This is a genomic window from Ureibacillus sp. FSL K6-0165 (assembly GCF_038004285.1).
In the GTDB taxonomy this organism is placed as follows: domain Bacteria; phylum Bacillota; class Bacilli; order Bacillales_A; family Planococcaceae; genus Ureibacillus; species Ureibacillus thermosphaericus.
Genome location: NZ_JBBOQS010000001.1, coordinates 2090460 through 2117171 on the forward strand (window position 1 = coordinate 2090460; position 26712 = coordinate 2117171).

A 26712-nucleotide genomic window follows, 5' to 3' on the forward strand; every position below is an offset into this window, starting at 1 on the left:
TTTCTCATTTGAGACAAAAATTCACAAGATGAAGTTTTATGCGGTCTCTTTTTTGGAGCCGCATCATTTTTTTAAATTACACCAATAGTGAAGTTTTTTGGATGCCAACAAAACTTTCCACTTCCTTATTAATCAATATAATTAATTAGAAAAATTTTCGAGATAAAACTCCTGCATTAAAGACTGATGACAATATATAAACGGTTTAAACGAGAATATATAGTGTATTTATTAGAGCTTTTTAAGAACAATTCTCAACCGTATTTTATTACATTAAAAAGAGCGTCCGAAATGACGCCCTTTTTTAATAAATTTATTTAAATACAATTCGTTTTTCTTCATATTCTTTAATTTTATCTTCATATTTAAATGTTAAAGCAATTTCATCCCAACCATTTAACAACATTTCTTTGTAGTATGGGTCGATGTTAAAGTGGTAAACTGCTCCATCTTCCCCTGTGACAGTTTGTTCAGATAGATTTACTTCCACTATATAAGGTTTTTGGAGTCCTTTCTCCAATATTTCGTCCACTTCTACTTCTTTTAATTTAACAGGCAAAATTCCATTTTTGAAGCAGTTGTTATGGAAAATATCTGCAAAGCTTGGAGCGATAATCACTCTAAATCCGTAATCCAATATCGCCCATGGTGCGTGTTCCCGGGACGAACCACAACCAAAGTTATCCTGTGCTACTAGAATTTTTGCTTCTTTATATTCGGGTTTATTTAATACGAAGTCTGAAATTTCATTTCCATTTTCGTCGTAACGCCAATGGTAAAACAAATATTTACCAAATCCAGTACGTTCAATACGTTTTAAAAATTCCTTTGAAATGATTTGATCTGTATCAACATTTTTTCGATCCAATGGTGCTATGACACTTTTGATGATATTAATTGGCTCCATTTTTAACCCGCCTTTCAACTATGCTTCTTGTTTTTGTTTCAAATATTCTCGGACATCGACGAAACGACCTTCGATTGCAGCAGCTGCTGCCATTGCTGGACTGACTAAGTGCGTACGTGCTCCAGCTCCTTGACGCCCTTCAAAGTTTCGGTTGGAAGTGGATGCACAACGTTCTCCTGATGGAATGATGTCTTCGTTCATGCCAAGACAAGCGGAACATCCGGAATTGCGCCATTCAAAACCAGCTTCAATAAAGATTTTATCTAAGCCTTCTGCTTCAGCAGCTTTTTTCACTGAGTGAGAACCTGGAACAACGATTGCTCGAACGCCCGGTGCCACTTTCTTCCCTTTTACAATGCTCGCTGCTGTGCGCAAATCTGATAAACGGGAATTTGTACAAGAACCGATAAAGACGTGCTGAATTTCAATGGATGTAATTGGTTGCCCTTCTTCTAATCCCATATATTCTAGTGCTTTTCTTAAAGCTTGCTTATCTGTTTCGGATTCGTAATCATCTGCAGTCGGTACATTTTTTGTTACACCTGTACCCATCGATGGATTTGTACCCCAAGTTACAACCGGTTCGATTTTACTTGCATCAATTTCAAGAACTTTATCATAGGTGCATCCTGGGTCAGATGCTAAACTTAACCAGTATTCAGCTGCTTTTTCAAATTCTTCTTTCGGTGCAAAACGACGACCACGTAAATACTCAATCGTTTTTTCGTCAGGTGAGATTAATCCTGCTTTTGCTCCAGCTTCAATGGACATATTACAGATTGTCATGCGCTCTTCCATTGAAAGATTACGGATGGCTTCCCCTGTAAATTCAATAATATGACCTGTACCTAAGCCAACTCCCCATTTTGCAATAATGGCTAATATGATATCTTTTGCAGTGACACCAAAACCTAGTTTTCCATTTACACGAACTTCCAAAGTTTTTGGTTTATTTTGCCATAATGTTTGAGTTGAAAGAACATGTTCTACTTCTGAAGTACCGATACCAAATGCTAATGCGCCAAACGCACCATGTGTGGAAGTATGGGAGTCGCCGCAAACGATTGTTTTCCCTGGTTGTGTCAAACCTAGTTCAGGTCCGATTACATGAACAATTCCTTGATCTGGATGGCCGATATCAGCGAGTTGAATTCCAAATTCTTCACAGTTTTTTGCTAATGTGTTAATTTGTTTTTTCGCAATAGGGTCATTGATTGTATAAATATCTTTCGTAGGGACATTGTGATCCATCGTTGCAAAACATAAATCTGGACGACGAACTTTTCGACCAGCAAGTCTTAATCCTTCAAAGGCTTGTGGAGAAGTTACTTCATGTATTAAGTGAAGATCGATATATAATAAATCTGGTTTCCCTTCTTCTCGATGTACAACATGTGATTCCCAAACTTTTTCAATAATATTTTTCGCCATCTTAACCACCAACCTTTAAATATATGATTCCATGATACTATCAGCTACAAAACTTGTATCGATTTCAGCGATGACTTTGTCAGTCCATTCATCAGTTGTTAAAGCATGTTCTTTATCCTTCGCTAAATCCATTGTGAAGTAACCATCTTCGAATACAGCATTTACTGCACGTTCAATCTCTGCAGCTTCTTCTTTTAAACCAAAGGAATATTGAAGCATCATTGCCACTGAAAGAATCGCTGCTGCTGGATTTGCAATACCTAAACCTGCGATTTCAGGAGCGGATCCGTGAACCGGCTCGTATAGACCAAAAGAATCTCCCCGGATGGATGCAGATGGTAGCACCCCTAATGATCCGGTAATAACAGATGCCTCATCGCTTAAAATATCTCCAAACATATTATCCGTAACAACGACATCATAATGGCTTGGATTTGTGATAAGCTTCATGGCAACGGAGTCTACTAAGTTATGTTCCACTTCAACTTCTGGATATTGATGCTTTTTCTCCTCAACCACTTCACGCCATAAACGTGATGTTTCAAGAACATTTGCTTTATCTACCGAGCAAAGTTTACCTCGTCTTAATTTTGCAAGTTCAAATGCATTATCTACAATTCGTTCAATTTCTTTACGAGTATATATACTTAAGTCACTTGCTTCTGATTCTGTACGTTTCTTTTCTCCGAAGTATATTCCCCCAGTTAATTCACGGACAATCAATAAATCAACATTATCTGCAACTTCTCTTTTCAAAGGAGATGAATCAAGTAAACTTGGAAAAGCTTTTACAGGTCGCAAATTTGCAAATAAGTCAAAGGTTTTGCGAATTTGCAATAATCCTTTTTCTGGTCTTAATTCAGGAGGATTGTTATCCCATTTCGGACCACCTACAGCACCAAGTAAAATAGCATCGCTTTGTTTACAAAGTTCAATCGTATCTTCTGGAAGTGGAGTGTTAAATTGATCAATCGCAGATCCTCCGATTGATGCATAAGCTAATTGAAAGTCATGTTTATATCTTTTCCCGATAGCTTGAAGTACCCGAACAGCTGCTGCAACGACTTCAGGACCAATACCATCACCAGGAAGAACCGTAATTTTCTTTTCCATGTTATAAAACACCTTTCTATAAAGAGATTTAAAGAGTAAAGGAAAACCCAATGTTTAACAAACGCCATCAAATTTTTGGTTATTTGATGGCGTACGAAATGTATGTTAATACATTACTAGATTTAATAATTTTATATTTGAGCTACATGTTTCTTTACGAAGTTTTCGTGAATGATATGTCTGTTAATTGCGTCAATAAATGCATTAGCAGTTGCTTCAAGAACGTCTTGAGCTGAGTCGCGACCTGTTGTAGTGACGTCATTATAACGAATTTTAACAACGGCATCTGCTAAAGCATCTCGTCCTTTGCTAACAGATTTTACTTGGAAATCCAATACATTTACTTTTGTATCAACTAATTGTTCAAGCGTATTAAATATCGCTTCAACTGATCCGGCTCCTGTTGCTGCAAGTGTCTTAGTTTCCCCTTCAGGAGTAGTGACAGAAGCAGTTGCCGTTGGAATATTATCTGTACCATAAGATACTTGAACGCTATTTAATTCAAATTTTGCGATATTTTCAATTGAAACGGATTGTTCAGTTAGTAATGTAATTAAATCTTCTTCCGTAATCTCTTTCTTGCGATCTGCAAGCTTTTTGAATTCTTCAAAAGCTTTATTTAATTTTTCATCCGATAATTCGAAGCCCATTTTTTCAGCTCGATCACGGAATGCAGCGCGACCAGAGTGTTTACCGAGAACAAGTGGAACTTCTCCTTCTCCAACTAATTCAGGAGATATAATTTCATACGTTTCTTTATGTTTTAACACGCCATCTTGATGAATTCCAGATTCATGGGCAAAGGCATTTTTACCAACAACCGCTTTATTTGGAGGCACTAAGAATCCTGTTAAACGACTAACTAATTGAGATGTTCTTTTTATTTCTTTTAAATTGATGCCCGTTTCAGCTTGATAATAATCATTTCGAATATGAAGGGCTACCGCAATTTCTTCTAAAGAAGCATTTCCTGCACGTTCACCAATTCCGTTAATAGTACATTCGATTTGATCTGCACCATTTTGCATTGCTGCTAATGAATTGGCAACAGCCATTCCTAAGTCATCATGACAATGGGCTGAGAATTTTACTCTCTCTGAACCTCGAACATTTTCTTTTAAATATCTGAATAATTCACCATATTCTTGAGGTGTAGCATAGCCAACTGTATCGGGAATGTTAATTGTTGTGGCGCCAGCTTCAATAACTTTTTCTATAATGCGAACTAAAAATTCACGATCAGAGCGAAAACCATCTTCTGCTGACCATTCTACAAGTGGGAAGAATTTTTTCGCATATTTTACTGCCTCTACCGCCTGTTCCACGACTTGATCAGGTGTTTTTTTCAATTTGTATTCCATATGGATTGGACTTGTTGCTAAGAATACGTGTACATGTGGCTGTTCAGCAACTTTCAATGCTTCCCAAGCACGATCGATATCATGTTGTACACAGCGAGCTAAACCTGTGACGATTGAGTTTTTTACAGTGCTTGCGATTTTGTTCACTGCATCAAAGTCACCGGGGCTAGAAGCAGGAAAACCTGCTTCTATAATCGTTACCCCAAGGCGTTCTAATTGTTTTGCAATTTCAATTTTTTCTGCGGTATTTAAGTTAATGCCAGGTGATTGTTCACCATCGCGTAAAGTTGTATCAAAAATATCAATCTTTCTCACTATTTAATCACTACCTTTCGATTTCCAGCGTTAATGAAAGGCATCATTTGACGCAACTCAGCGCCCACTTTTTCAATTTGATGCTCTTTCTCTTTTTGTTTGTATTCGTTGTATTGTGGACGACCATTTGCATTTTCTTCTAACCATTCTTTTGCAAATTTACCACTTTGAATATCTTCAAGTATTTTTTTCATGTTAGCTTTTACATCTTCGGTAATTACCCGTGGACCTGATACATAGTCACCCCATTCAGCTGTATCTGAAATTGAGTAACGCATGTTAGAGAATCCACCTTCGTAAATCAAGTCAACGATTAGTTTCATTTCATGTAAACATTCGAAATATGCACTTTCTGGTTGGTATCCAGCTTCAACTAATGTCTCAAAACCAGCTTTAATTAAGTGAGTTACCCCACCGCAAAGTACTGCTTGCTCACCGAATAAGTCAGTTTCCGTTTCTTCTTTGAACGTTGTTTCAAGAACGCCTGCACGAGCAGAACCAATTCCTTTTGCCCAAGCAAGAGCAAGATTTTTCGCATTGCCAGTAGCATCTTGATATACACCAATTAATGCTGGTACACCCGCACCTTCAGTGTAAGTACGGCGAACTAAGTGACCAGGTCCTTTTGGTGCCACTAAGAATACGTCCACATCAGCTGGAGGTACGATTTGTTGGTAGTGAATATTAAATCCATGAGCAAATACTAGTGCATTTCCTGGCTCTAAGTTTGGAGCAATTTCTGCTTCATACACTGCTTTTTGAACTTCATCTGGAAGCAAAATCATGATGACATCCGCTTCTTTTGAAGCCTCAGCAACAGTTTTTACTGCTAAGCCATCTTCTTTTGCTTGTTCTGCAGATTTACCTGGGCGAATACCTACGCGTACATCAAAACCAGATTCTTTTAAGTTTTGAGCGTGTGCATGCCCTTGAGAACCGTATCCGATTACTGCGATTTTTTTCTCTCTTAATACTGTTTCATCGATTTCGTTATGATAGTACATTTTTGTCATTTTAATTTCCCCCTAATAATTGTTAATTTTCTAAAGATTTATATTATTTCAATGTCAAAGATAGTTCTGAAAACTAACTTTGCATTGTGACGTTAAGACCACTTTATTCGCTTTATTTTAAAAGTGAAAGGGTTGGTTGATCATAGAAGTTTTGTTGTACTTCTCGTACTGTAGCAGTAACACCTGTTCGAGTTAATTCTTTGATGCCATATGGTCGAACAAGTTCGATAAAAGCATCGATTTTATCCGGATGTCCAATCACTTGATATGTGACTACATTTTTAGAGGTATCCACAATTTGAGGTCGAAATGGCTCAACAATTGCATTCATTTCCAGCCTTAAATTCGGCGGTGAAACAACTTTTACAAGTGCCAATTCGCGTAGAACAATCGCTTTGTCAGTAATGTCATTCACCTTTAAAACATCGATTTGTTTAGATAATTGTTTAATGAGCTGTTCCAGTTTGACATCATCTTCAATATTAACTACTAGCGTCATTTTTGAGATATTTGGCTGTTCTGTATGACCAACTGTAATGGATTCAATATTGAATTGTCTTTTCATTAACAATCCTGTTACGCGGTTCAGTACGCCGCTTTGATTGATAACATTTACAGTAATTACTCGTTTCAAATTCTTTTCACCCCTACCATTTCATGAAGCGCCTTACCCGATGGCACCATTGGATATACATTTTCTAATTGTTTTACTCGGCAATCAACAACCACCGGTTCATCGGAATTAATCGCTTCAGTTAAGATTTTTTCTGCTTCATCCATATTTCTAATGCAATATCCTTTTAGTCCATAGGCTTCAGCTAGTTTAACAAAGTCTGGTTGAACTGGCATTAAACTTTGTGAGTAGCGGCTTTCATAGAATAATTCTTGCCATTGACGTACCATGCCGAGCGCTGCATTGTTTATGATAATTACCTTTACTGGTAGGTTGAATTCTTTTAATAATGCAAGTTCTTGGGCTGTCATTTGGAAACCGGCATCTCCGACGATGGAGATTACTTTTTTATCCGGCTTGGCAAATTGAGCTCCAATAGCAGCTGGGAAACCGAATCCCATCGTTCCTAAGCCGCCAGATGTCACCCATTGATGGCTATGATTTTGAAGATAGTATTGAGCAGTCCACATTTGGTGTTGCCCTACATCTGTCGTAACAATAGCATCACCATTTGTAATGGTATGAATCATCTCGATTACTTGCTGTGGTAACATTTCTTTTTCATCTTCCACATACCAATATGGATACTCTGTTCTCATATTGTTTAAATAGTCAATCCAACCTGCCGTATCTGGCGCTTTAAAATCATTTTTCAATAAAGATTTCAATGCTTCTTTTGCATCAGCAACAATTGGAATGTCTGTACGAATGTTTTTGCCAATTTCAGCTGGATCGATATCGATATGAATGATTTTTGCTTTCGGAGCAAATCGTGATGTATCACCTGTTAATCGATCATCAAATCGAGAACCGATATTAATAATTAAATCTGACTCCGTGATAGCATTGTTAGCTACGACTGCACCGTGCATTCCACCCATGCCATAATTTAGCTCATGATTGCCCGGAATACTTCCTAATCCAAGTAGCGTAGTAACAACTGGAAGTTTGTATTTTTCGACAAATTCTACGAGTTCTTCACTAGCGTTCGCAAATAGTACCCCTGCTCCAACAAGAACAACTGGTTTTTTTGCTTCACTGATTGCTTGAATAGCTTTCTGAATTTGCAAATAATTCGGTTTATAAGTTGGCTGATAACCTGGCAAATAAACTTCATCTGGCACATTCGCTTTTGATTCATCAAAAATTGCGTTTGAAATATTTTTTGGCAAGTCGATGAGCACTGGCCCTTTTCTACCTGTGTTTGCAATATGAAAAGCTTCTTTTACAATTCGTGGAATGTCGTTAACATCTTGGACTTGATAATTATGTTTTGTAATTGGTGTTGTAATTCCGATAATATCCGCTTCTTGGAATGCATCAGAACCAATTACATTTGTTGCCACTTGCCCTGTAAAAATGACTAATGGAATGGAATCAATCATCGCATCGGTGATTCCTGTTACTAAATTCGTTGCACCTGGACCGCTTGTTGCGATGACAACCCCTGGTTTATTTAAAACACGCGCATATCCTTCTGCTGCGTGGATTGCTCCTTGTTCATGACGAGTTAAAATATGTCGTATCGGATTTTTATACATTGCATCATATAAATGTAAAACTGCACCACCTGGATAGCCAAAGACGATATCAACACCTTGCTCTTGCAATGCTTGAATTAAAATTTCTGCACCATTTTTAGGTTTGTTTTCAATTTTTTGCATTTCTGCTGGTGTGGCATCAATTTTTGCGTTTGTTGACGCATTCGCAGTCATTGTATATACATCCTCCTTCTAAATCTCTAAAATAAAAAAGCCTTTTTCTCCAACGCAAAAGAAGACCTTTTGCGAAGGGATGAAAAAGACTTTTCATGGTACCACCCTTTTTCGTAGCGAAATCGCTACCTCTGCGAATAGCTGTAACATCCCATCTCATTGAAGAAATAAATCTTCAACGGCAACTTAGATGGGAAAGCTATTCATTGGTAACGGTGCACGAAATAGTGCCCGGAGCTATCTAATAGCATTACGCGTTTAATAGCTCACTCCGAGGGGATGTCGGATATAGTTGTATCATCGGCTTCCACCAATACCGACTCTCTGGTAGATACAATGCTCTATATCCTTTAACCTCATCATTGAATTAAACAGTTATTTGTATATTTTTTAATGTTCATATTTATCGCAATTTTAAGAAAATTATATTTTCATAATGCCGCCTTTAGAAGCGTTTGTCACAAGTTTTGAATATCTTGCTAACCATCCGGATTTAATTTTTGGTTCAAATGGTTTTAGTTGATTACGCCGATTTTCTAATTCTTCTTCTGAAACTTTTAAGTTGATTGTTCGGTTCGGTAAATCGATTTCGATTATATCACCATTTTTAACTAAAGCAATTGGTCCACCTTCAGCTGCTTCAGGTGAAATATGCCCAATGGAAATACCACGTGATGCACCACTAAATCGTCCATCTGTAATGAGAGCAACCTTCGTTCCAAGTCCTCTGCCGACTATAGCAGAAGTTGGAGCAAGCATCTCAGGCATACCAGGACCACCTTTTGGTCCTTCATAGCGAATAACTACAACATGCCCTTCCCTTGCCTTGCCTTCATCAATAGCAGCTAAAGCTTCTTCTTGAGAATCAAAAACAATTGCTTCGCCTGTAAACACTTTTATTGATGGATCAACAGCTCCTACTTTAATGACAGAGCCTTCAGGTGCTAGATTTCCATATAGAATTGATAAACCGCCAACCGGACTATATGGGTTATCTTTCGTTCGAATTACATTTGTATTTGTTATTTCATAGCCTTGAACTAGTTCACCTATTGTTTTGCCTGCAACTGTAGGACGATTTGGATGAATGCAGCCAGGGATTTTTGTTAATTCGTTTATGATGGCACTTACTCCACCAGCTTTATTGATGTCATCCATCGAAATATCGGATGCTGGCATGATTTTTGCAATATATGGAACACGTTCAGCAATTTTATTAATGTCTTCTAAGTTATAATCAATTCCCGCTTCATTAGCAATGGCTAACGTATGTAATACTGTATTTGTAGAACCGCCCATAGCCATGTCTAAAGCAAAAGCATCGTCAATTGCTTCTTTTGTAATAATATCGCGAGGACGAATATCTTCTTCAATCATGCGAATTAAATGTCTTGCTGCTTCACGAATAAGTTCTTTTCTTTGTTCACTCGTAGCAACGATTGTACCGTTGCCGGGAAGAGTAACTCCGAGCATTTCCATTAAACAGTTCATAGAATTTGCCGTAAACATTCCTGAACAAGATCCGCAAGTTGGGCAAGCATTCATTTCAATATCTTTAAATTCTTCTTCAGTCATTTGACCTGACTTATACGCACCTACTCCTTCAAATACTGAAGATAATGAAAGTTGTTTTCCTGTAGAACTTCTTCCCGCTTCCATTGGTCCACCGGAAACAAATATTGAAGGAACGTTTGTGCGAACTGCAGCCATTAACATTCCAGGCGTGATTTTGTCACAGTTTGGAATGAAAAAGACGCCATCAAACCAGTGAGCATTAATCACTGTTTCAGCAGAATCAGCAATGAGTTCACGGCTAGGTAAAGAGTAGCGCATTCCGATATGACCCATCGCAATTCCATCATCAACACCAATTGTGTTGAATTCAAATGGAATTCCTCCTGCTTCAATGATTGCCTCTTTAACTTCTTCAGCAAATTCACGTAAGTGTACGTGACCAGGAATAATATCGATGTAAGAGTTACAAACACCGATAAATGGTTTACCTAAGTCTTTAGGTTTTACTTTCCCCGTAGCATATAGCAAGCTACGGTGAGGAGCACGATCAACTCCTACTTTAATCATATCACTTCTCATACTCTCAAACGCCCCTCACAAATACTAATATTTCCAATGTAGCGATTACGGGTAATAATCATTTCTCCGACTAATGATTATAATAATTTGTTCAAGTTCTTTGGAAAAAGTGTCGGTGAAATTGTTGTCATAATAGTACATAAATGACCCTTTCGTCAACCATATTTTTTAAATTTTTTATAAAATTTCAAAAATTCAATTTTATTGCAAACGTTTTCTTTCTACGTTTTGTTGGAATTATTCTTATACTTTCATTTTTTTTCTGAATTTAATAAAATTAAAATTTTTTAGATCCAACAATTATTATTGGGAATAATAATCGGATTTCATTTTGAGTAATTCGTGAAAAGTGGTGTAAATAGAACTTCTTCAATGAAAAACAAAAAAAGACCCGACCAATAAGTTAACTTATTGGTCAGGTTTAAATAATCAAATCAATATTTTAATGTTTTTTTGCTCTTGTGGTCGTCACATCCAACTATCCCTCATCATGAAAGCGTTAGCACCAGACGAAGGGGAAGTGCCTCAAAAGACTTTTCAGACTCCTCCCTTTTCTATTAACCTATTGGAACAATCGCAAAATCGATTGCTAAATTGAAAAATACGATTGTGTGAATGATAGCAAATATAATCCCCTGTCGATCTAAATTTCTTGTCATATTCATATAGATCCACCCCATCCCCCGTTAATTTTGTCTTCTTTGTGAACATTATATGACATTTTTCATCATTTTGCAAAATATTCAAAAAATATTTTTTCGTTATTTCATTTAGACTAGTTTGTTTGCATATCTCAAAAGCATTTGAGCACACTAACATAATGAAGATGCATCATAAAAGGAGTGGAATTATTCATGAATTTTATTTGGTATTTAGTTATTGGTGGAGTAATTGGATGGCTGGCTGGGGTTATTGTCGGCAAAGATATCCCTGGTGGTATTATCGGAAATATTGTAGCCGGCATTGTTGGATCATGGATCGGTAGTGCATTTTTAGGAAACTGGGGCTGGGAAGTTTCAAACTTTTATGTATTTCCAGCTTTGATTGGATCCGTTGTATTAGTATTTATTGTAAGTTTAATCATGAAAGGGTTTAGAAAAGCGACGGATTAAAATACTGATTCACTTGTAAAATGATCATCCAATACAGGGATGATCATTTTACTATGGACCACTTTTTTAGCTTGAATTACTATTTGTGGCTGTTATCACTTCTTTTTCTAAAAGAGGACTAACACGCTCATATTGCTCATAATAATATAAAATTTTCTTCACATAATCATTGCTATGGTTATAATGATAAATCGCTTTTTCCATTTTCCCTTCCCTTACCCCGGCTTGAGATAAAAAATTGGCAGCACTAAATATTGCATCTTCAATATCAAATGGATCTGCCACCCCATCCCCGTTTGCATCAACTCCATAGCCGCCATATTTTTCTATGACTTTCGGATCGGTTTTTTCTGATTCCGGAATATTTCCCTTCCCAAGTCCATCACAAGTTGGATGACTCCATCCTACAAATGTACATGGCATAAATTGCATATGGCCTTCTGCTCCTACGGGTGAAATTAATGTGTTCATTGTTGAAAATCTCGTTTCAACTCGATGATGTGCAGCAAGTAATGTCCAAGGAACATTATATTGTTCACCGGCTTTCATATAAATTGGTATATATTCTGCTGGAATTTTTAAATCAAAGTCCTCTTGTATTTTTTCAATTTCAGTTGTTTCATTAGAATTAAATAAAGATAGTGATTTTAAATCTTCCCAAGCTAAATATGCAATGGAATATATGATTATAGATGCAGGAATGAGTAATATAATGAGGAATAGCTTCATTCCGGGGCTTATTAATGTTCTTTTCTTTTTCTTCTTTTTCGACATAATTTCCCCCTAAATCATAATGTTGTTTTTTCTCCCCTAAATAATGATTATATCCTAAAAATATAATAAAAATTAATTTTAAAAAACCATTAAAGTTTGATGAAAGTTAGAAAACAAATTTATAAATATTTAATTAATTCTATTAAATAACTAAGAAAAATCATGTTAATTTCTGAAACTATTGTTTTTAAATTTAGACCATGTTAAATTGTTAGATAACTAAAATTATTTAGTATTTTCAAGGAAAGAGTGACAGACATGACGAAAAATTCAATCGAAACAAAATTAGTTCAATTAGGAAATCAAAGTGACCCTAGAACTGGAGCTGTAAATCCCCCAATCTATCTATCTACAGCATACAAACACACCGGGATTGGAGAATCAACAGGTTATGATTATATTCGCACAAAAAATCCAACTCGGGAAATTTTAGAAAATGGAATTGCAGAATTGGAAGGTGGAGATGCAGGATTTGCCTGTAGTTCCGGAATGGCCGCTATCCAATTAATACTTTCAATATTTAAACCTGGTGATGAAATCATTTTGCCGGAAGATGTGTATGGAGGCACTTATCGTTTATTGAAATCATATAACGAGTTGTATAATATTCGACCTGTTTATTTTTCTAATGCGGAACAAGTAGAAGAGTTGATTAATGAAAAAACAAAAGCCATTTTCCTTGAAACTCCTACAAATCCACTAATGATTGAATTTGATTTAGATTACTTTAATCAAATTTGTAAAAAACATAATTTAATGTTTATTGTTGATAATACGTTCTACTCGCCTTATTTTCAACGCCCAATAGAACATGGTGCCGATATAGTAATGCATAGTGGTACAAAATATATTGCTGGACATAATGATACATTAGCTGGTCTTGTTGTTTCAAAAGGAAAAGAGTTAAGCGAAAAATTAGCATATATTCAAAATAGTATGGGTCTTGTACTTTCTCCTTTTGATAGTTGGTTAGTAATACGTGGATTAAAAACACTACATCTACGAATGAAACAACATGATGAAAACGCAAAAAGAGTCGTTAAATTTTTGAAAGAAGAACCTTTAGTAACGGATGTGTTATATACAGGTAAAGGCGGAATGCTTTCATTTAAATTACAAAAATCGGATTTAGTGAATCCTTTTTTAAAAAAAATGAAGCTGATTACTTTTGCTGAGAGTTTAGGCGGTCCAGAAAGCTTTATTACTTACCCTGCTACCCAAACACATGCTGACATTCCTTATGAAGAGCGTGTTGCTCGAGGAGTTGATGATTGTTTGCTACGTTTTTCCGTAGGTTTAGAAAATGCAGAAGATATTATTGCAGATTTAAAACAAGTATTTAATCAATTAAGAGAAGAACAATAAATTTTTGCTCAACAAAAAACCGAACTATTCAATTCTTGAAAAAATGATGCGGAATAGTTCGGTTTTCTTTATCTGTTTTGTGCGTAAGATAATTTTTCAAGAGTTTTTAATGGTTAATTTTAATTACTTCTTTTTCATGTTGTTAATTAGTGTCTCAATGTCGATTGCTATTTCATCATATGGGACAGCTTGACCGGAATTTTCCTCTTCTGAATAACCTGAATATAATTTTACAGCTACACCATTTTCATCAACCAAATAAAATGAGGAACCATGGATTACTTGATCGCCGTCTTCAGGCATTTTTACTAGAGTTTTAAACGATTTTAATGCAAATTGCTCGATGAATTTTTGATCATAACCAGTTAGTAAATGCCATTTTGATTCATCGGGTACAGTAAAGAATTTTAAATACTTCGAAAGCACTTCTGGAGTGTCTCTTGCTGGGTCTACTGAAAACCCAACGATTTTATAGTCCTCTAATCCTTTTTCTTTTAATTTTTCTTGTACGATTGACATATTTAACGTCATTGGCTGACAAATCGTGTTACAATTTGTAAAAATAAACATAGCAATCCAAGGTTGTCCCTTTAAGCTGTCTAATGTAACTGTTTCTCCTCGATGGTCAATCATCTTAAAATCTTCAATTTGGTACTCGATTGTCGGTTTAAAATTATAATTGCTACAAGCACTTAACACTATACTAACAATCAACATGATAGAAATAATAATAAAATTCCTTTTTTTTATAATCTTCATAAAGCCTCAACTCCCTTGGAATACTATGTTTATCATATAGGAAAGTAGTATAATAGTAAAAGCTTTTCCGCTTGAAAGGTTTTTAACAAATTTGTGAAATATTTTTCACTTTCTATCGTTCAAATACTTTTCCCCATTGATGTTTTTCAATGATACGAGAACAGAATAAATGGCTTCAAGCTTAGCTTCGATTCGATGTAACAAATAAAAAGAAATGATAATAGGAAAACCAAGTTCTTGAATTAATGTGATCCATTGTTCCATCTATATAATCCCCTTTTTTAATATATTGATTAGAAAAATCGACAAAATCCAGTAAGGACTTTGCCGATTTTCATGAAAATTAAAGAATATCTGTTATCGTTTTATCAATCAGCCGTGCTTGTTTAACGCCCGCAAGTGGTGCTCCATCCAAATGAAAAACATCTTGATTAATTATCATTTGCATAGCATTGGATACATCTGTTGAAGTTAAATTTGGTTTTGGGTCGTTCAATGAGAGGGTTAAAATCTTTCCATTAGCTGCCTCAAATTTCATTTCAAGCACTGATGTCATGACATGTTACCTCCTTCATTATAAATCGATTTTTTCTGTTGTAGACAAAGTTGCATGAACGACTGGATAATTGGATAGTTGAATGAATGCTTGTACAACAGCTGCTAATTGTTCTGCTGTTACATTCGAGCGCACATTTTTGTAAGATCTAGAAGAGTAGACAACATCACCATATTCATCAATCCCCGTCTCATAAACGATTTTTAATGTTGCATTTTCAAACGTTAAGTTTGCCATTACTTATCCCCCCTTTCACTTATCCATATATCGAATTCATAAAAAAATAGAGACAACCTTAATGAAAAAATTTTTTACCTTGTTATAATGTTTTAGAGAGGAAAAAGAGGTGAACAAATTGGAAGGTTGGTTAATGTGGTTTCTCGTTTTTTGGAGTTTTGTAATGGTTGTATTAATGGCCATTGGCGGGTTTTTTATGTTCCGAAAGTTTTTAAAATCATTGCCAAAAAAGGATGGAAAATCAGATTTAGATTGGCAAGATTACTATATCAAGAAGACTCTGCATTTATGGAATGACGAATCAAAGCAATTGTTAAATGAACTTGTTAGTCCAGTTCCCGAATTATTTAGACAGCAAGCTAAGGAGTCGATTGCTGGAAAAATTGGCGAACTTGCATTAAAAGAGCATGCCAAAACCATTACGCAAGAATTAATTATTCGAGGCTATATTATTGCAACTCCAAAAAGAGATCACAAGTTTTTGCGAAAAAAATTAGCTGAAATGAATATTGATGTAACGCCTTATGAAAAATATTTTGCGGAAAGCAAAAAATGATGGATATTTAATACCCTTATTATAGTACAAACCATCAATAAACTTTGAACAAATAATGAAGTATAAAAATGAGCTGGAACCAAACTAAAAAACATCATTTTCTCAAAAGAGAAAATGATGTTTTTATTGATTTCCGTTCCGAAACGCTTTCTAAGGATCCGAAACGAGCCTTCTCGTTCTAAAGGGTCCCTTTCCTATTACTTAATTTACTAAGTTTGATTTTTCGATTTTCTTATACTGAATGAACATGGCAATGCGCCATGGCCAGAGCATGGCAAAGGCAAGTATCCAAAACATGCCCGCTAATTCTCCAGGATCAAAAGAATCGGTTAATACAATTTTTCCAGCAATTCGTATCAATAACAAGCTTACCAAAATAATAAAAAATGCTTTGGAGCGTTTCATATAAATTTCATTGTTACGAATTTCAAATTTGGAAGTTGTAATTAAAACAATAGAAAAAATAATTCCTACTATAACAGCTTCCAATATTTGAAGAGGAGGTACACGGAACTCCTCGAATATAAACATTAATGCACCCGTAGACATAGCAATGGGCGGTATAAGGATTTTTTTTGCATTAACCGGTTTCTTTTGCGAACGCAATCTCATCATCATGATGAAAGTACCCATAAATATTGCCATTAACGTACTCGCAATAATGATATAGCGAGAAGGTATTGCTTCAAACATATAATCCCTCCTCGAAGAAATTACAACTTCAACACATTTGCTTAAAAAAACTGCCTGTTAACATTCAGGCAGTACCTTCATAATAATACCACATTATTATAATTCATATGTATCTAAGACTTTATTAACAATCATTTTTAATTGTGCTGCATCGAATGGTTTGGTAATAAAATCTTTTACCCCTATTTCAAGGGCTTCAACAATCAAGCGTTGTTGTCCTAATGCGGTAACCATAATAATGTTAGCGTTTGGAAAGTTACTTAGAATTTCTCTAGATGCTTCAATACCAGACATGATGGGCATCGTCACATCCATTGTCACTAAGTCCGGTTGATGGAGGTGAAATAGTTTTACGGCTTCTTCACCGTTAGTGGCCTCTCCTACTACATCAAAACCCCATTCAACAAATAGTTTTCTTACTGTTGTTCTCATAAATAATGCGTCATCCACAATTAATACAGAAGGCATTGACAAATCTCCTTTATTTCATCAGCATTCTAGAAACCAGTGAAACCGTCAAATATAGGCGATAAAATTCTAATAATTATATTCATGCCATCGAAGAATAATAATATTCCAACAGCGATCATTACGTAGCCACCGATTTTTACAATTTTATTGCTATATTTTCGTAGCCAACCAATTCTTGAAATGAAGAATGATAGAATAAAAAACGGAATTGAAAAACCTAAAACATAAGCAATCATGTACCCCATTGCCGAATTTGGATTTGTCATAGCAAGAGCAAAAATTGCTGCCAAAATCGGTCCAGTACATGGTGTCCATCCCGCAGCAAAGGCAAGGCCAATCAATGATGAACCTAAGTAGCCTGAAGGTCTATTTTTAAATTGTATTTTTCGATCTTTCATTAAAAAGTCGATATTTAGCCATCCAACGATCATTAGTCCGAAAAGAACAATTAATATAGCACCAATTTGGCGTATTAAATCTTGATAATTAATAAAAAAGTTTTCAATTGATAATAATCTTGCACCAAAACCTAGAACGACGAAAATAATTGAAAATCCTAGTAAGAAAAAGAGCGTATGAAGAATTGCTCTTTTTTGCAGCATGCCTTTATCATTTTTAATTTCATCATAACTCATACCTGTTATGTACGATAAAAATACGGGATACAACGGCAATGTGCATGGAGATATGAAGCTTAAAAATCCTGCACCAAAGGCAAATAATATATTAATATTTGTTGCCATCTTTGTCTCTCCTTAGCAATTGATGTTTCTATCATATCAAATGTTGCTTAAAAAGTACTAATTTAAAAATTGAAAAATTATTAACAAATAATAATACATGATGTTGATGCATCGTTAATGATTATTAATAAATAATATATGCTGAAAAAATTTTGTTTATTTATTATTATAAGAATAATTTACATCGCTTCCAAATCTTAAGTTCCATTGAGGTTCAAAACGATCGATGATCCAATTTTTCAATCGCTTCATTTCCTTTAAATCAGTTAACGGACATATTTGAAAATAAATAGTAGATTTTCTTATATGTTCAGCAATATTGGCATTAATATGACAATGAGTTGCAGTGCCATCTCGAAAGCACGACTTAGGAGAGATATTTCCAATATGTTGATTAAATCTTAATTTAAATGTATTGTTACAAATCCCTGCAAAAACTAGTTCATCGTTCTTAATCACTAAATAAACACCTTTTTTACTTAGCAAAGAATCGTTGCCTTTAACAATAAATTGGCAATAAGTTAAATCTCCATATTTATTTAAAAATTCTTTGTAAAAGAGGTCATGATTTTTTTTCATCTGATAAATAGCGATTCCAGCCGGAACATCTAAAAGTTCAGTATATTCCTTGATAACCTTTTCTTTTAAATGTTCATATCGTCTATGTTGAAGTAGTTCACGAATTGTTTTTTTATCAAACAAACGAAATAGTTCCTGAATGCCGGTTTCAATCAGTTCAATTCGAATGCGATGAAAAGGATATTCTCGATCCCCAACTTTTATGAACATGAACCAATCCCCTCCCAATAGCTAAAAAAACAAAAAAATCGAAATATTCCCAATCTACGCTTCATTATGGTAATTCGATAAAAACTAAATAATTCCTTTTACGCAAACTTACGTTTTTTTCGATTTTCCAAAACCGTAGATAAACTAAAGAGCAATATAGCTAGCCATATAAAACCGAAAGAAATCAACTCTATGTTTGTAAAGGGTTCTTTATATACAACGGTTCCCAAAATTAAAATAATAGTTGGAGAAAAGTACTGGATGAAGCCTAATATAGATTGTGGTAAAGCTTGAGCCCCTTTAGCAAATAAAATCAATGGGTAAGCTGTTACCAATCCCCCTAACATAAGAAAAACATCTGTTTTCCAATCGAATTGCAAAAATGACGTATTGTTAGTAAACATAAGAAAACCGTAATAAACTAGTGCGAAAGGTAAAATAAACAATGTTTCAATTGCTAATCCCCTTGTTGCATCGAGCTGAATTTTTTTCTTTAATGCACCGTAAACGGCAAATGAACAAGCAAGCCCCAATGCAACCCAAGGGATTTTCCCGTAACGAATTGTCATCAATGCCACTCCGATAAATGCTATAAAAACAGCTACGATTTGAGCTTTAGACAATTGCTCTTTAAAAAGGAATAGGCCAAACAATACGGTGATTAATGGATTTATATAATATCCTAAGCTTGTTTCGACTACATGTTCATTTGTTACTGCCCAAATATATAGGAACCAGTTACATGAAATGACAAAGGATGCTAGTAAAAGTAAGAAAAATGTCTTTTTTTCCTGCCATAACCATTTTAAATCTTCAATAAGTTTACTTTTTTGACCAATGATAAATATAAAAATAGTTGTAAAAATAAACGACCAAATAATACGATTTAATAATATTTCAATGCTATTGACGTGTTCTAATAACTTCCAATAAACAGGAAAGAATCCCCAAATGATATACGCTGCCATGGCACTAATCATGCCTTTTCTTTCTTCAAACATATTGATAATCAACCTTTCAATGATATGAATTAACTTACATACAAATTATAGCGATGGAAAATAATGAAGTAAATGTAATATCATACGAATACAATTCGTTATCTCGAGGGAATAGCTTATTAATAACGTTTCTGTATAGTTGATAAATTTAAAAAGTAAAAAATGACTAACTTTATTCAGTTAGTCATCGTGAAGTGTTTATTCATTTAGTGAACTAAGTGATGAAATGAAGAGCTGAATTTCATTAATTGTTTCCTTTATTTGACTTTGGAAATATTCATTTTTTGTGAAATAACTATGCACAAGTCCCTGAGCAATTCTTAATTTGACTTTTCCCCCTGAATCCTCCAATTTCTTTGCATAAGCAATCCCTTCATCTCTCAATACATCATTTTCGGCAACAATAATAAAAGCGGAGGGCAAGTTCGTCAAGTCCTTAGCTAGTAATGGAGAGACATATTGGTGATATGTTTCATCTTCATTGTTTAAATAATGTTGTTTAAACCACGCCATATCTTCTTTTAAAAGACCATATCCAACTGCAAATTCTTCATAGGATGCAGTGCTGAACGTCAAATCTGTTACAGGATATAATAATACTTGAGCATGAATTGTAGAACCTTGTAAATCTCTGTTTAATAAAGTGACGACAGTTGCTAAATTTCCTCCGGCACTATCTCCTGCTACTAAAATTTGATTGGTTCCATTCAAAAATTTTTTATTTTCAACTGTCCAAAGAAAAGCATCATAAGCATCAAAAACGGGCGTTGGAAATTTAAATTCAGGAGCTAAACGATAATTGACTGAAACCACAATTGATTTCGTTATTTCTGCTAACAATTCACAGGTTTCATTGCACGTTTCAATGCTATTTAACACCCATCCTCCTCCATGATAGTAAACAATAATTGGAAATGGCCCTTTCCCTTTCGGTGTGTAGATTCGTAACGTGATTGAATGACCATCTCTAACCGTAATTGAAACATCTTTTTTCGTTACATTGCTTAAACCCTCAGTACATTTTGTTCTTAAAAATTTTTCCCTTCTAGATCTTTCTTCAATTGGATTCATTGTGTATAACGGAACTTGGCGATTCGTTTCATTTAAATAACGGATAGTGTTTGGTAATAAGGTGGACATAGAGGATCAACCCCTTTTTCTTATAATTCTTATTTGATTACTATGATTTGATTGTACAATGAAATTCTAATTCAATCAACATAAATAGTTGGAGTATGCTGCACTATGTCACAATAATGACTACTATCCATCAAAATTAGCAAAGAAGAAAATTTTAAAACCCTTTCAATCTAGCTCTCTAATAATAAATATAATTTTCATTTCAAAATTTTATTTGTTCATCATAGGTATTAATCTAGTTTATTTTTTAAATCTTCCATATGTTATGGATGAGTAAATAACTATTAAGGAGGTGAAAATAAATGTTTAATCGAAGACATCAACATCATCATATGAGACCGCAACCTATTTGTTGTCCACCAAATGTAATGCCAACACAAATTGCACCTGCTCAAGTTTCGCCAACTCAAGAAGTTGTGAAAACGAATGTATTTAATACAATAGTTCCTCATTTCCATCCAGTGCACACAACAACAGTAAATCGACATATCTATCATCATCAACACTATTATCCAAGAACGTATTCAGAAGTGAATGAATATTATCAAACATCTCAGCAATGTGGTAGCCCTGAAAATCCTAACCCAAGGTACTTCCCTCTACAAAGAAGATTTGGATATTAAATCATAATAAATGACTGCACCCCTATTAAGGCAGCATAATGCTTGCAAAGAGGTGCAGTTTTTTTATTTCATTACATCTTCTTTAACTTTTCATATTCAAGTTGAAGCTGTTCAATTCGTTTTCTCCCTTCTTCGCGGCTTTGAATTGTTTCCGCTTGAATTTGTTTCGTTTCTTCAATTCCGGCTAAAATTGTTTTCCATGTATTTTCTATCGTTTCAATTTTAATACTTGGTTGGCTTGCAGTTCTAGCAATTTCCACACTGTTACGACGAATGTTTTCCGCATTTCTCAACAACATTTCATTTGTTCGTTTATCTAGCTCTTGCATAGAGTCAGAAACTAATTTTTGACGTTGAATGGTTACTGCATGGATTAAACCTTGTTTAAAAATTGGGATTGTTGTTACAAATGCGGAATTAATTTTTGCAATCAAATGATTATTGCCTTGTTGCATTAATCGGATTTGCGGAGCTGCTTGGAAAGAAACTTGTTGTGCCATCTCTAAATCATAGCGCCGCTGTTCTAACAATTCGATAGCTCGCTGTAAGGATTCGAGATCCATAATTGCTTCTTGATCCCCTTCATTTGCTCGCATTTCTAATTTTGAAAGTTCCGGTTTTAAATCTTCCAGTTTTATTTCAATCGCTGCGATATGTTCGCTTAAACTTTTAAAATATTCAAGGTTTTGTTCGTACATTTGTTCAAGTTCGAGCGTATTTTTTTTTAATTCCTGTTCGTATTTCGTAATTTCTTGATAAATGACATCAATTTCTTTATTCATTGTATCGTATTTCGATAATATTTTTTGAAGTTGCTCTTTTCCCTTTCCAAACAGACGAGATAGAAAACCTTTCTTCTCTTCTTTGAAATCTTCCGGATCAAAACGAGACATGATTTTATTTAAATGATTGATGAGCTCACTAGATTTTTCTAATTTACTTTGTTTGATGGAAGCAAGCATCCGATCGGAAAACTTAGAAATGGCATTGGCGGTTTCCTTCCCGAATTCTAAAACCGCTATTTGATTTTTCCAGTCTATTTTTTCAGCAAGAGTACGAACGGCTGGATCTTTTTTTAACTCAATCTGTCTTTTACGCAATTGTGACTTTTCTTCTTCTGTTACAAGCTGAGGAGGAGCTTCAACAATTTCATGGTTTTCTTGTTTCAATTTTGCATCTAAATCTTCAAATAAAGGGTTTTTCATTTCTGACATGGCTTTCCTCCGTTCTTCATTGTATGTATGTTACTCTTTCATTTACAGTTTACACTAACTTCTACAGTAATCATACGATTAAAGAATTACGAAAGTTTCATTTCGTTAACCAAAGCAATATAATTGTTAATTGGACAAGATGCGCTCAAAAAACCACGTTCTTGATTGAACGTGGTTTACGAATGATTAACGATTGTTTTGATTATGTTTAGGATTTGGAATTGCGCCAATTGTACTTACCCAACGATTGGTGTAATTAAAGAAACCTACCACAAAAGCCGCTTCTAAAATCTCATGGTCGTTAAATCCTACTTCTCTCAACAAATCTACTTCTTTTGTTGTGATTTCGTCTGGATATTTCGTTGCACGGAAAGCGTAGTCACATAATGCTCTTTGTTTTTCTGTTAATTTTGCACTGCGGTAATTATACGTTAACGTGTCTACCCAAACTGGATCGTTTGTTAGTCTTCGTAACGTATCGCTATGAGTTGTCAAGCAATAGTTGCAACAGTTCACCGATGATACAACAAGACCTATCATTTCTTTATCAATTAAATCTAAATACGTATTTTTCGTATTAAACAACGAATATTTAAAATCTAAAAAGGCTTTAAATTGAATCGCATTTAACGGCAAAACTTTAAATAAGTTGTTTACTACTCCTAATTTTTCTTCTTGCTTTTTGATGTTCTCTTCAAAATATTCTTGTAATTCTGGTGGTATTTCTTCTAATTTTGGCTTTTCTAAATAAGATAATTGTTCATCATACATTCCCATATTTCTCCCCACTTTTCTACTATAAGTTACTAATTAATTCATATGAATGATGTGATTACCTCTAGAACAAGGTTTATAATGTTCCTCCTGAACCACCGTCAATATTTATGGAAGTGCCCGTTACATAAGAAGCTGCATCAGAAACAAGAAATGTAATAACTTTTGCTGCTTCTTCTGTTTCGCCAATTCTACCAAGAGGAATCGATTTTCCAATTTCTTTAGAATATTCCTCCCATGAAGAATTTGGCATTTCTCTTTTCCATTTTTCTTCAATTTGCCTACTTCGAATAAGCCCGATACATACTGTGTTAACTCGAATATTATATTTTCCTAAATCTTTACTCATTGCTTTTGTTAATGCAAACCCTGCTGAACGACTAACAGTAGTTGGAAGGCTATTTTCACTTGGAGTTTTAGCGATTGACGCAGTAACGTTTACGATTGAGCCACCATATTCCTTTAAATATGGAAGTGCATATTTTGAACAATGAATTGCACCAAACAATTTTAAATTTAAGTCAGCAACCCAAAGTTCAGTGTCTACTTCTTCAAAAGAATAGGCAGCAGAAGTACCAGCATTATTCACCAAAATATTTAATTTGCCAAATTGCTTAACAGTTTCTTCAATTAAGCGTTTACAATCCTCTTCTTTTGTAACGTCCGCAACAATGGCAAGCACTTCTTTTCCCGTTTCCTTTTTTATCACTGTTTTTGCTTCTTCCAATGACGATTTGTTTCGAGCGCATATGGCAACATTCGCTCCTTCTTTAACTAATTGAAGTGCAGTATGTAGACCAATTCCTTTACTTGCTCCTGTGACGACGGCAACTTTACCTTGTAAATTTAGTTCCATTGTTCACTCTCCTTTACTTCTATTTTGCAAAATAAGAACAAGGTATGTAAATAGATACTTTATTGAAATTTCAAAATAATCAAATGAATATTTTCTATTTATTCTTAATCTTAATTGATTAGAACTTTCTTAGAAATAAAAAAACTGATTCTAAAGTAAAAATTCTTTAGAATCAGTCTTTCTTAGAAAATTAACACCAACGTTTGAAATGTGTACCTACAATAATAAGTAGGATAAATAATACTACTAATAAAGCAAAGTTATTTCCATAATGGCCACCATAGCATCCTCCGTAATAGCCCATGGATATCCCTCCCTCATCATTCGATACTCCAGTTTATGTGGAAACGATGAATGGGATAGGTACAAGTGCATAGATTAATGTTTAAATTTTTTCTATTTTAATATGAAAATTTTTTTCGAAAAGAAAATTACCTTTATCAAATGTTCGTTCCACAAAAGTTATATTCCCATCCTCATCTATTAATAAGACGGTTGAACAACGAGTGCCATAATGGGGTAATTGAATAAATGCAGATGATAAATTTCTTTCCATCTCTAACCCAACACCTGTATTTGGTAACTGCTCATCTGGAGCGATTTCACGGTCCATGACAATTTCAAATAATTCATCGATATTTAATTTTCCGGTATTATTTTGTATATATTCTGCTAAGCGTGCCCTTCCTTTAACAACTTTTGGCCACGGAGTATTTAATGTATGATTACTGATGCTATGAGTCCCAGGTTGTATTTCATTTATTTCATTAAAGATATTATTATAGTGCAATAAATGCCCCTCATGCCAAACAATGACATTATATCCACCGTAATAATCTTTAGTTGTTACTAACTCATCTACAAAATCTTTTGGATGCCTCGTATCCTTCAAAAAATTTCGTACAATTTCTCCGCGTGAACGAGGCTTTGCAGGTAAACTCGGATTACGATAATTCGTAATAGCTGCAAAACGACCATTTCTAGATACTCCGAGCCATGTACCCATTTGAAGAAGATCTCTACCTGCCAAAATATCTGGTTCGTCTTCCCAAAAATGTGCAGGTTTTGCCGGGCGATCATAAAACTCATCCCGATTTGCTACAACAATTAATTTGTAAATTGGATGTTCTTGATAATGAAAATGTATTAAACACATGCTCCCAACCCTTTAACATTTTATTTATAAAAATAGTTTATCATTCATGAGCTATAATTTTACTATAAATTAAAATTGATTAGTTCTTCTTTTTTATTTCTTCTAAAATTGCTTCTAATATTTTATTTTTATGCCTTAATGCAGAAACCACACTCACCATAAACCAAATGATTAATAATGCAGGAATAACATAAAAGAGTATAGATACAATAATAGTCACAGCAATCCCCCTACTTTCCTTTGATTTCTTTCATAGGTCATGAAATAAAACAATAGAATTTTTATCATTATTTATAAGATAAATTTCACATGCTACATTTTCTAATACAAAAATTTTATATTTTTTATGAACTTGCAATAATCTACAAAAAGAGACTCTACATTAGAAAAATGTGTAGAGTCTCATATCATTTTCTTATCACGTTATATGGCACGCTAAACATATTATCTCCATTATCTTCTATTTAGTGATTAAATTGTATATTGTGATGCCTTTCACTACTTTATTAATCGTTATAACTTTCGTAAATATGCAGTAAATGTGCATAAGCACTTCCTGCTTTTAAAGCCGCTGTAACTAGTATTGCTTCAGCAATTTGTTCCTCTGACACCCCTAGTTTCATTGCATTATTTGTGTGGGAATTGATGCTTTGTGTACAGTGGATTGCATGAGCAACTGCGATAGCAAGCAGTTCTTTAAATCCATCAGTTAAAAAACCTTTTCCCATGACAACTTGAGAAAAATTAAAGTATGGTTGAAGTTTCGCTTTGAATGACTCTGTTTTATCATTCAAAGAATGTTCATGTTGATTTAAGGTTGTCTCTGCTTCAACTGCCATTACAACAAATATTGCCTCTATAAGTTCTTCTTGACATGCTCCTGCAATCTTTGCTTTTTTTGTATGAACATCTATACAATAGGGACATTTTGTGACATGGGCAATGGCGACTGCAATGATTTCCTTTTCTTTTTTCGTTAATGCCCCTGGTTTAAAAACCGTTCCATCAAATCTAGAAAAGGCTTTAAACTGTTCGGGCGCAAATTCTTTTAATTTCTTCATGTAATGATTTTTATTTTTTTCATAATAACTAGTCATTCAAATTGCTCCTTTATATTCGTAATAGAAAAATAACATAGCAGAAAATGAAGTTCGAAATTGCAGAATTTTTATCAATTTAACATAAATTTTATGAATATCGGAATATTTCACTATTTCTTATAAAAATATTGTTCGATTTTATGGAAAAGAGTATATAATCAAACTATATTG

The 26712-nt window shown here is 34.4% G+C and carries 30 protein-coding genes; 4 read left to right on the forward strand and 26 right to left on the reverse strand.

Features of this window, described 5'->3' with window-relative positions; all coding sequences use genetic code 11:
• Positions 1–313 precede the first annotated feature (313 nt).
• The 8 genes from leuD to ilvD all read right to left on the reverse strand — a co-directional run bounded on the left by leuD (position 314) and on the right by ilvD (position 10622).
• Positions 314–907 (reverse strand): 3-isopropylmalate dehydratase small subunit, encoded by a 594-nt coding sequence (gene leuD, locus NST00_RS10370; protein ID WP_016838070.1) that lies wholly within the window; start codon positions 905–907, stop codon positions 314–316.
• Positions 908–925: 18 nt separating this feature from the next.
• Positions 926–2338, reverse strand: a complete 1413-nt coding sequence (gene leuC, locus NST00_RS10375) for a 3-isopropylmalate dehydratase large subunit (protein WP_340709939.1) — start codon at positions 2336–2338, stop codon at positions 926–928.
• A gap of 15 nt (positions 2339–2353) precedes the next feature.
• On the reverse strand, positions 2354–3451 hold the full coding sequence (leuB, locus tag NST00_RS10380) for a 3-isopropylmalate dehydrogenase (protein ID WP_016838068.1): 1098 nt from the start codon (positions 3449–3451) through the stop codon (positions 2354–2356).
• Positions 3452–3582: 131 nt separating this feature from the next.
• Entirely contained in the window at positions 3583–5127 is a 1545-nt protein-coding gene (locus NST00_RS10385; RefSeq protein ID WP_016838067.1) for a 2-isopropylmalate synthase, read from the reverse strand.
• The gene (gene ilvC, locus NST00_RS10390) at positions 5127–6140 is read right to left on the reverse strand and encodes a ketol-acid reductoisomerase (protein WP_016838066.1); all 1014 of its coding nucleotides are present in this window, start codon (positions 6138–6140) and stop codon (positions 5127–5129) included. The genes NST00_RS10385 and ilvC overlap by 1 nt, the downstream gene beginning before the upstream one ends.
• 112 nt (positions 6141–6252) lie before the next feature.
• Complete coding sequence (gene ilvN, locus NST00_RS10395; RefSeq protein WP_016838065.1) at positions 6253–6774, reverse strand: acetolactate synthase small subunit; 522 nt, start codon at positions 6772–6774, stop codon at positions 6253–6255.
• The gene (gene ilvB, locus NST00_RS10400) at positions 6771–8528 is read right to left on the reverse strand and encodes a biosynthetic-type acetolactate synthase large subunit (protein ID WP_168412116.1); all 1758 of its coding nucleotides are present in this window, start codon (positions 8526–8528) and stop codon (positions 6771–6773) included. The genes ilvN and ilvB overlap by 4 nt, the downstream gene beginning before the upstream one ends.
• 423 nt (positions 8529–8951) lie before the next feature.
• Complete coding sequence (gene ilvD / locus NST00_RS10405) at positions 8952–10622, reverse strand: dihydroxy-acid dehydratase (RefSeq protein WP_340709940.1); 1671 nt, start codon at positions 10620–10622, stop codon at positions 8952–8954.
• Between the two features lie 854 nt (positions 10623–11476).
• Between ilvD and NST00_RS10410 the strand changes: the two genes are divergently transcribed.
• Positions 11477–11734, forward strand: coding sequence for a GlsB/YeaQ/YmgE family stress response membrane protein (locus NST00_RS10410; RefSeq protein WP_016838061.1), 258 nt, complete (start codon positions 11477–11479; stop codon positions 11732–11734).
• A gap of 66 nt (positions 11735–11800) precedes the next feature.
• On the opposite strand, the gene NST00_RS10415 is transcribed toward NST00_RS10410, so the two are convergent.
• A complete protein-coding gene (locus NST00_RS10415; RefSeq protein WP_168412115.1) occupies positions 11801–12508 on the reverse strand; it encodes a lytic transglycosylase domain-containing protein in 708 nt (235 codons plus the stop codon).
• 258 nt (positions 12509–12766) lie between these two features.
• Here NST00_RS10415 and NST00_RS10420 point away from each other — a divergent pair, with 258 nt between their 5' ends.
• Complete coding sequence (locus NST00_RS10420) at positions 12767–13873, forward strand: methionine biosynthesis PLP-dependent protein (protein ID WP_016838059.1); 1107 nt, start codon at positions 12767–12769, stop codon at positions 13871–13873.
• Between the two features lie 123 nt (positions 13874–13996).
• On the opposite strand, the gene NST00_RS10425 is transcribed toward NST00_RS10420, so the two are convergent.
• The 4 genes from NST00_RS10425 to NST00_RS10440 all read right to left on the reverse strand — a co-directional run bounded on the left by NST00_RS10425 (position 13997) and on the right by NST00_RS10440 (position 15425).
• A complete protein-coding gene (locus NST00_RS10425) occupies positions 13997–14632 on the reverse strand; it encodes an SCO family protein (RefSeq protein WP_016838058.1) in 636 nt (211 codons plus the stop codon).
• Between the two features lie 105 nt (positions 14633–14737).
• Positions 14738–14896, reverse strand: a complete 159-nt coding sequence (locus tag NST00_RS10430; protein ID WP_340709941.1) for a YvrJ family protein — start codon at positions 14894–14896, stop codon at positions 14738–14740.
• A gap of 79 nt (positions 14897–14975) precedes the next feature.
• Positions 14976–15188, reverse strand: a complete 213-nt coding sequence (locus tag NST00_RS10435) for a DUF2922 domain-containing protein (RefSeq protein WP_016838056.1) — start codon at positions 15186–15188, stop codon at positions 14976–14978.
• An 18-nt stretch (positions 15189–15206) separates the two neighbouring features.
• The gene (locus NST00_RS10440) at positions 15207–15425 is read right to left on the reverse strand and encodes a DUF1659 domain-containing protein (RefSeq protein WP_016838055.1); all 219 of its coding nucleotides are present in this window, start codon (positions 15423–15425) and stop codon (positions 15207–15209) included.
• Positions 15426–15558: 133 nt separating this feature from the next.
• Here NST00_RS10440 and NST00_RS10445 point away from each other — a divergent pair, with 133 nt between their 5' ends.
• Positions 15559–15981 carry a DUF2621 domain-containing protein gene (locus tag NST00_RS10445; RefSeq protein WP_040764545.1) on the forward strand — a complete coding sequence of 141 codons (423 nt, stop codon included), beginning with the start codon at positions 15559–15561 and terminating at the stop codon, positions 15979–15981.
• A 201-nt stretch (positions 15982–16182) separates the two neighbouring features.
• On the opposite strand, the gene NST00_RS10450 is transcribed toward NST00_RS10445, so the two are convergent.
• The 6 genes from NST00_RS10450 to NST00_RS10475 all read right to left on the reverse strand — a co-directional run bounded on the left by NST00_RS10450 (position 16183) and on the right by NST00_RS10475 (position 20818).
• Positions 16183–16674, reverse strand: a complete 492-nt coding sequence (locus tag NST00_RS10450; RefSeq protein WP_016838053.1) for a CcdC family protein — start codon at positions 16672–16674, stop codon at positions 16183–16185.
• A 96-nt stretch (positions 16675–16770) separates the two neighbouring features.
• Positions 16771–17142, reverse strand: a complete 372-nt coding sequence (locus tag NST00_RS10455) for a response regulator (protein WP_016838052.1) — start codon at positions 17140–17142, stop codon at positions 16771–16773.
• Between the two features lie 29 nt (positions 17143–17171).
• Positions 17172–17888: a cytochrome c biogenesis CcdA family protein gene (locus tag NST00_RS10460; protein WP_340709942.1), complete on the reverse strand. Its 717-nt coding sequence runs from the start codon at positions 17886–17888 to the stop codon at positions 17172–17174.
• A 156-nt stretch (positions 17889–18044) separates the two neighbouring features.
• Positions 18045–18677 carry a hypothetical protein gene (locus tag NST00_RS10465; protein ID WP_168412113.1) on the reverse strand — a complete coding sequence of 211 codons (633 nt, stop codon included), beginning with the start codon at positions 18675–18677 and terminating at the stop codon, positions 18045–18047.
• 98 nt (positions 18678–18775) lie between these two features.
• On the reverse strand, positions 18776–19678 hold the full coding sequence (rarD, locus tag NST00_RS10470; RefSeq protein ID WP_096551069.1) for an EamA family transporter RarD: 903 nt from the start codon (positions 19676–19678) through the stop codon (positions 18776–18778).
• 198 nt (positions 19679–19876) lie between these two features.
• Positions 19877–20818 (reverse strand): alpha/beta hydrolase, encoded by a 942-nt coding sequence (locus NST00_RS10475; protein ID WP_016838048.1) that lies wholly within the window; start codon positions 20816–20818, stop codon positions 19877–19879.
• Positions 20819–21120: 302 nt separating this feature from the next.
• Here NST00_RS10475 and NST00_RS10480 point away from each other — a divergent pair, with 302 nt between their 5' ends.
• Positions 21121–21441, forward strand: coding sequence for a CotD family spore coat protein (locus tag NST00_RS10480; RefSeq protein ID WP_339288496.1), 321 nt, complete (start codon positions 21121–21123; stop codon positions 21439–21441).
• 71 nt (positions 21442–21512) lie between these two features.
• Here the strand turns inward: NST00_RS10480 and NST00_RS10485 are convergent, their stop codons facing one another.
• From NST00_RS10485 to NST00_RS10515, 7 genes are all read right to left on the reverse strand, one after another.
• Positions 21513–22655: a toxic anion resistance protein gene (locus NST00_RS10485; protein ID WP_340709943.1), complete on the reverse strand. Its 1143-nt coding sequence runs from the start codon at positions 22653–22655 to the stop codon at positions 21513–21515.
• A gap of 186 nt (positions 22656–22841) precedes the next feature.
• Positions 22842–23426 carry a peroxidase-related enzyme gene (locus NST00_RS10490; RefSeq protein ID WP_232019831.1) on the reverse strand — a complete coding sequence of 195 codons (585 nt, stop codon included), beginning with the start codon at positions 23424–23426 and terminating at the stop codon, positions 22842–22844.
• A gap of 79 nt (positions 23427–23505) precedes the next feature.
• Entirely contained in the window at positions 23506–24285 is a 780-nt protein-coding gene (locus NST00_RS10495) for an SDR family NAD(P)-dependent oxidoreductase (protein ID WP_096551063.1), read from the reverse strand.
• A 190-nt stretch (positions 24286–24475) separates the two neighbouring features.
• Positions 24476–24589 carry a YjcZ family sporulation protein gene (locus NST00_RS10500; protein ID WP_016838041.1) on the reverse strand — a complete coding sequence of 38 codons (114 nt, stop codon included), beginning with the start codon at positions 24587–24589 and terminating at the stop codon, positions 24476–24478.
• A gap of 81 nt (positions 24590–24670) precedes the next feature.
• Entirely contained in the window at positions 24671–25441 is a 771-nt protein-coding gene (locus NST00_RS10505) for an NRDE family protein (protein WP_340709944.1), read from the reverse strand.
• Positions 25442–25520: 79 nt separating this feature from the next.
• Positions 25521–25661 (reverse strand): hypothetical protein, encoded by a 141-nt coding sequence (locus tag NST00_RS10510; RefSeq protein ID WP_016838037.1) that lies wholly within the window; start codon positions 25659–25661, stop codon positions 25521–25523.
• 286 nt (positions 25662–25947) lie between these two features.
• Positions 25948–26538 (reverse strand): carboxymuconolactone decarboxylase family protein, encoded by a 591-nt coding sequence (locus NST00_RS10515; protein ID WP_016838034.1) that lies wholly within the window; start codon positions 26536–26538, stop codon positions 25948–25950.
• Positions 26539–26712 lie beyond the last annotated feature (174 nt).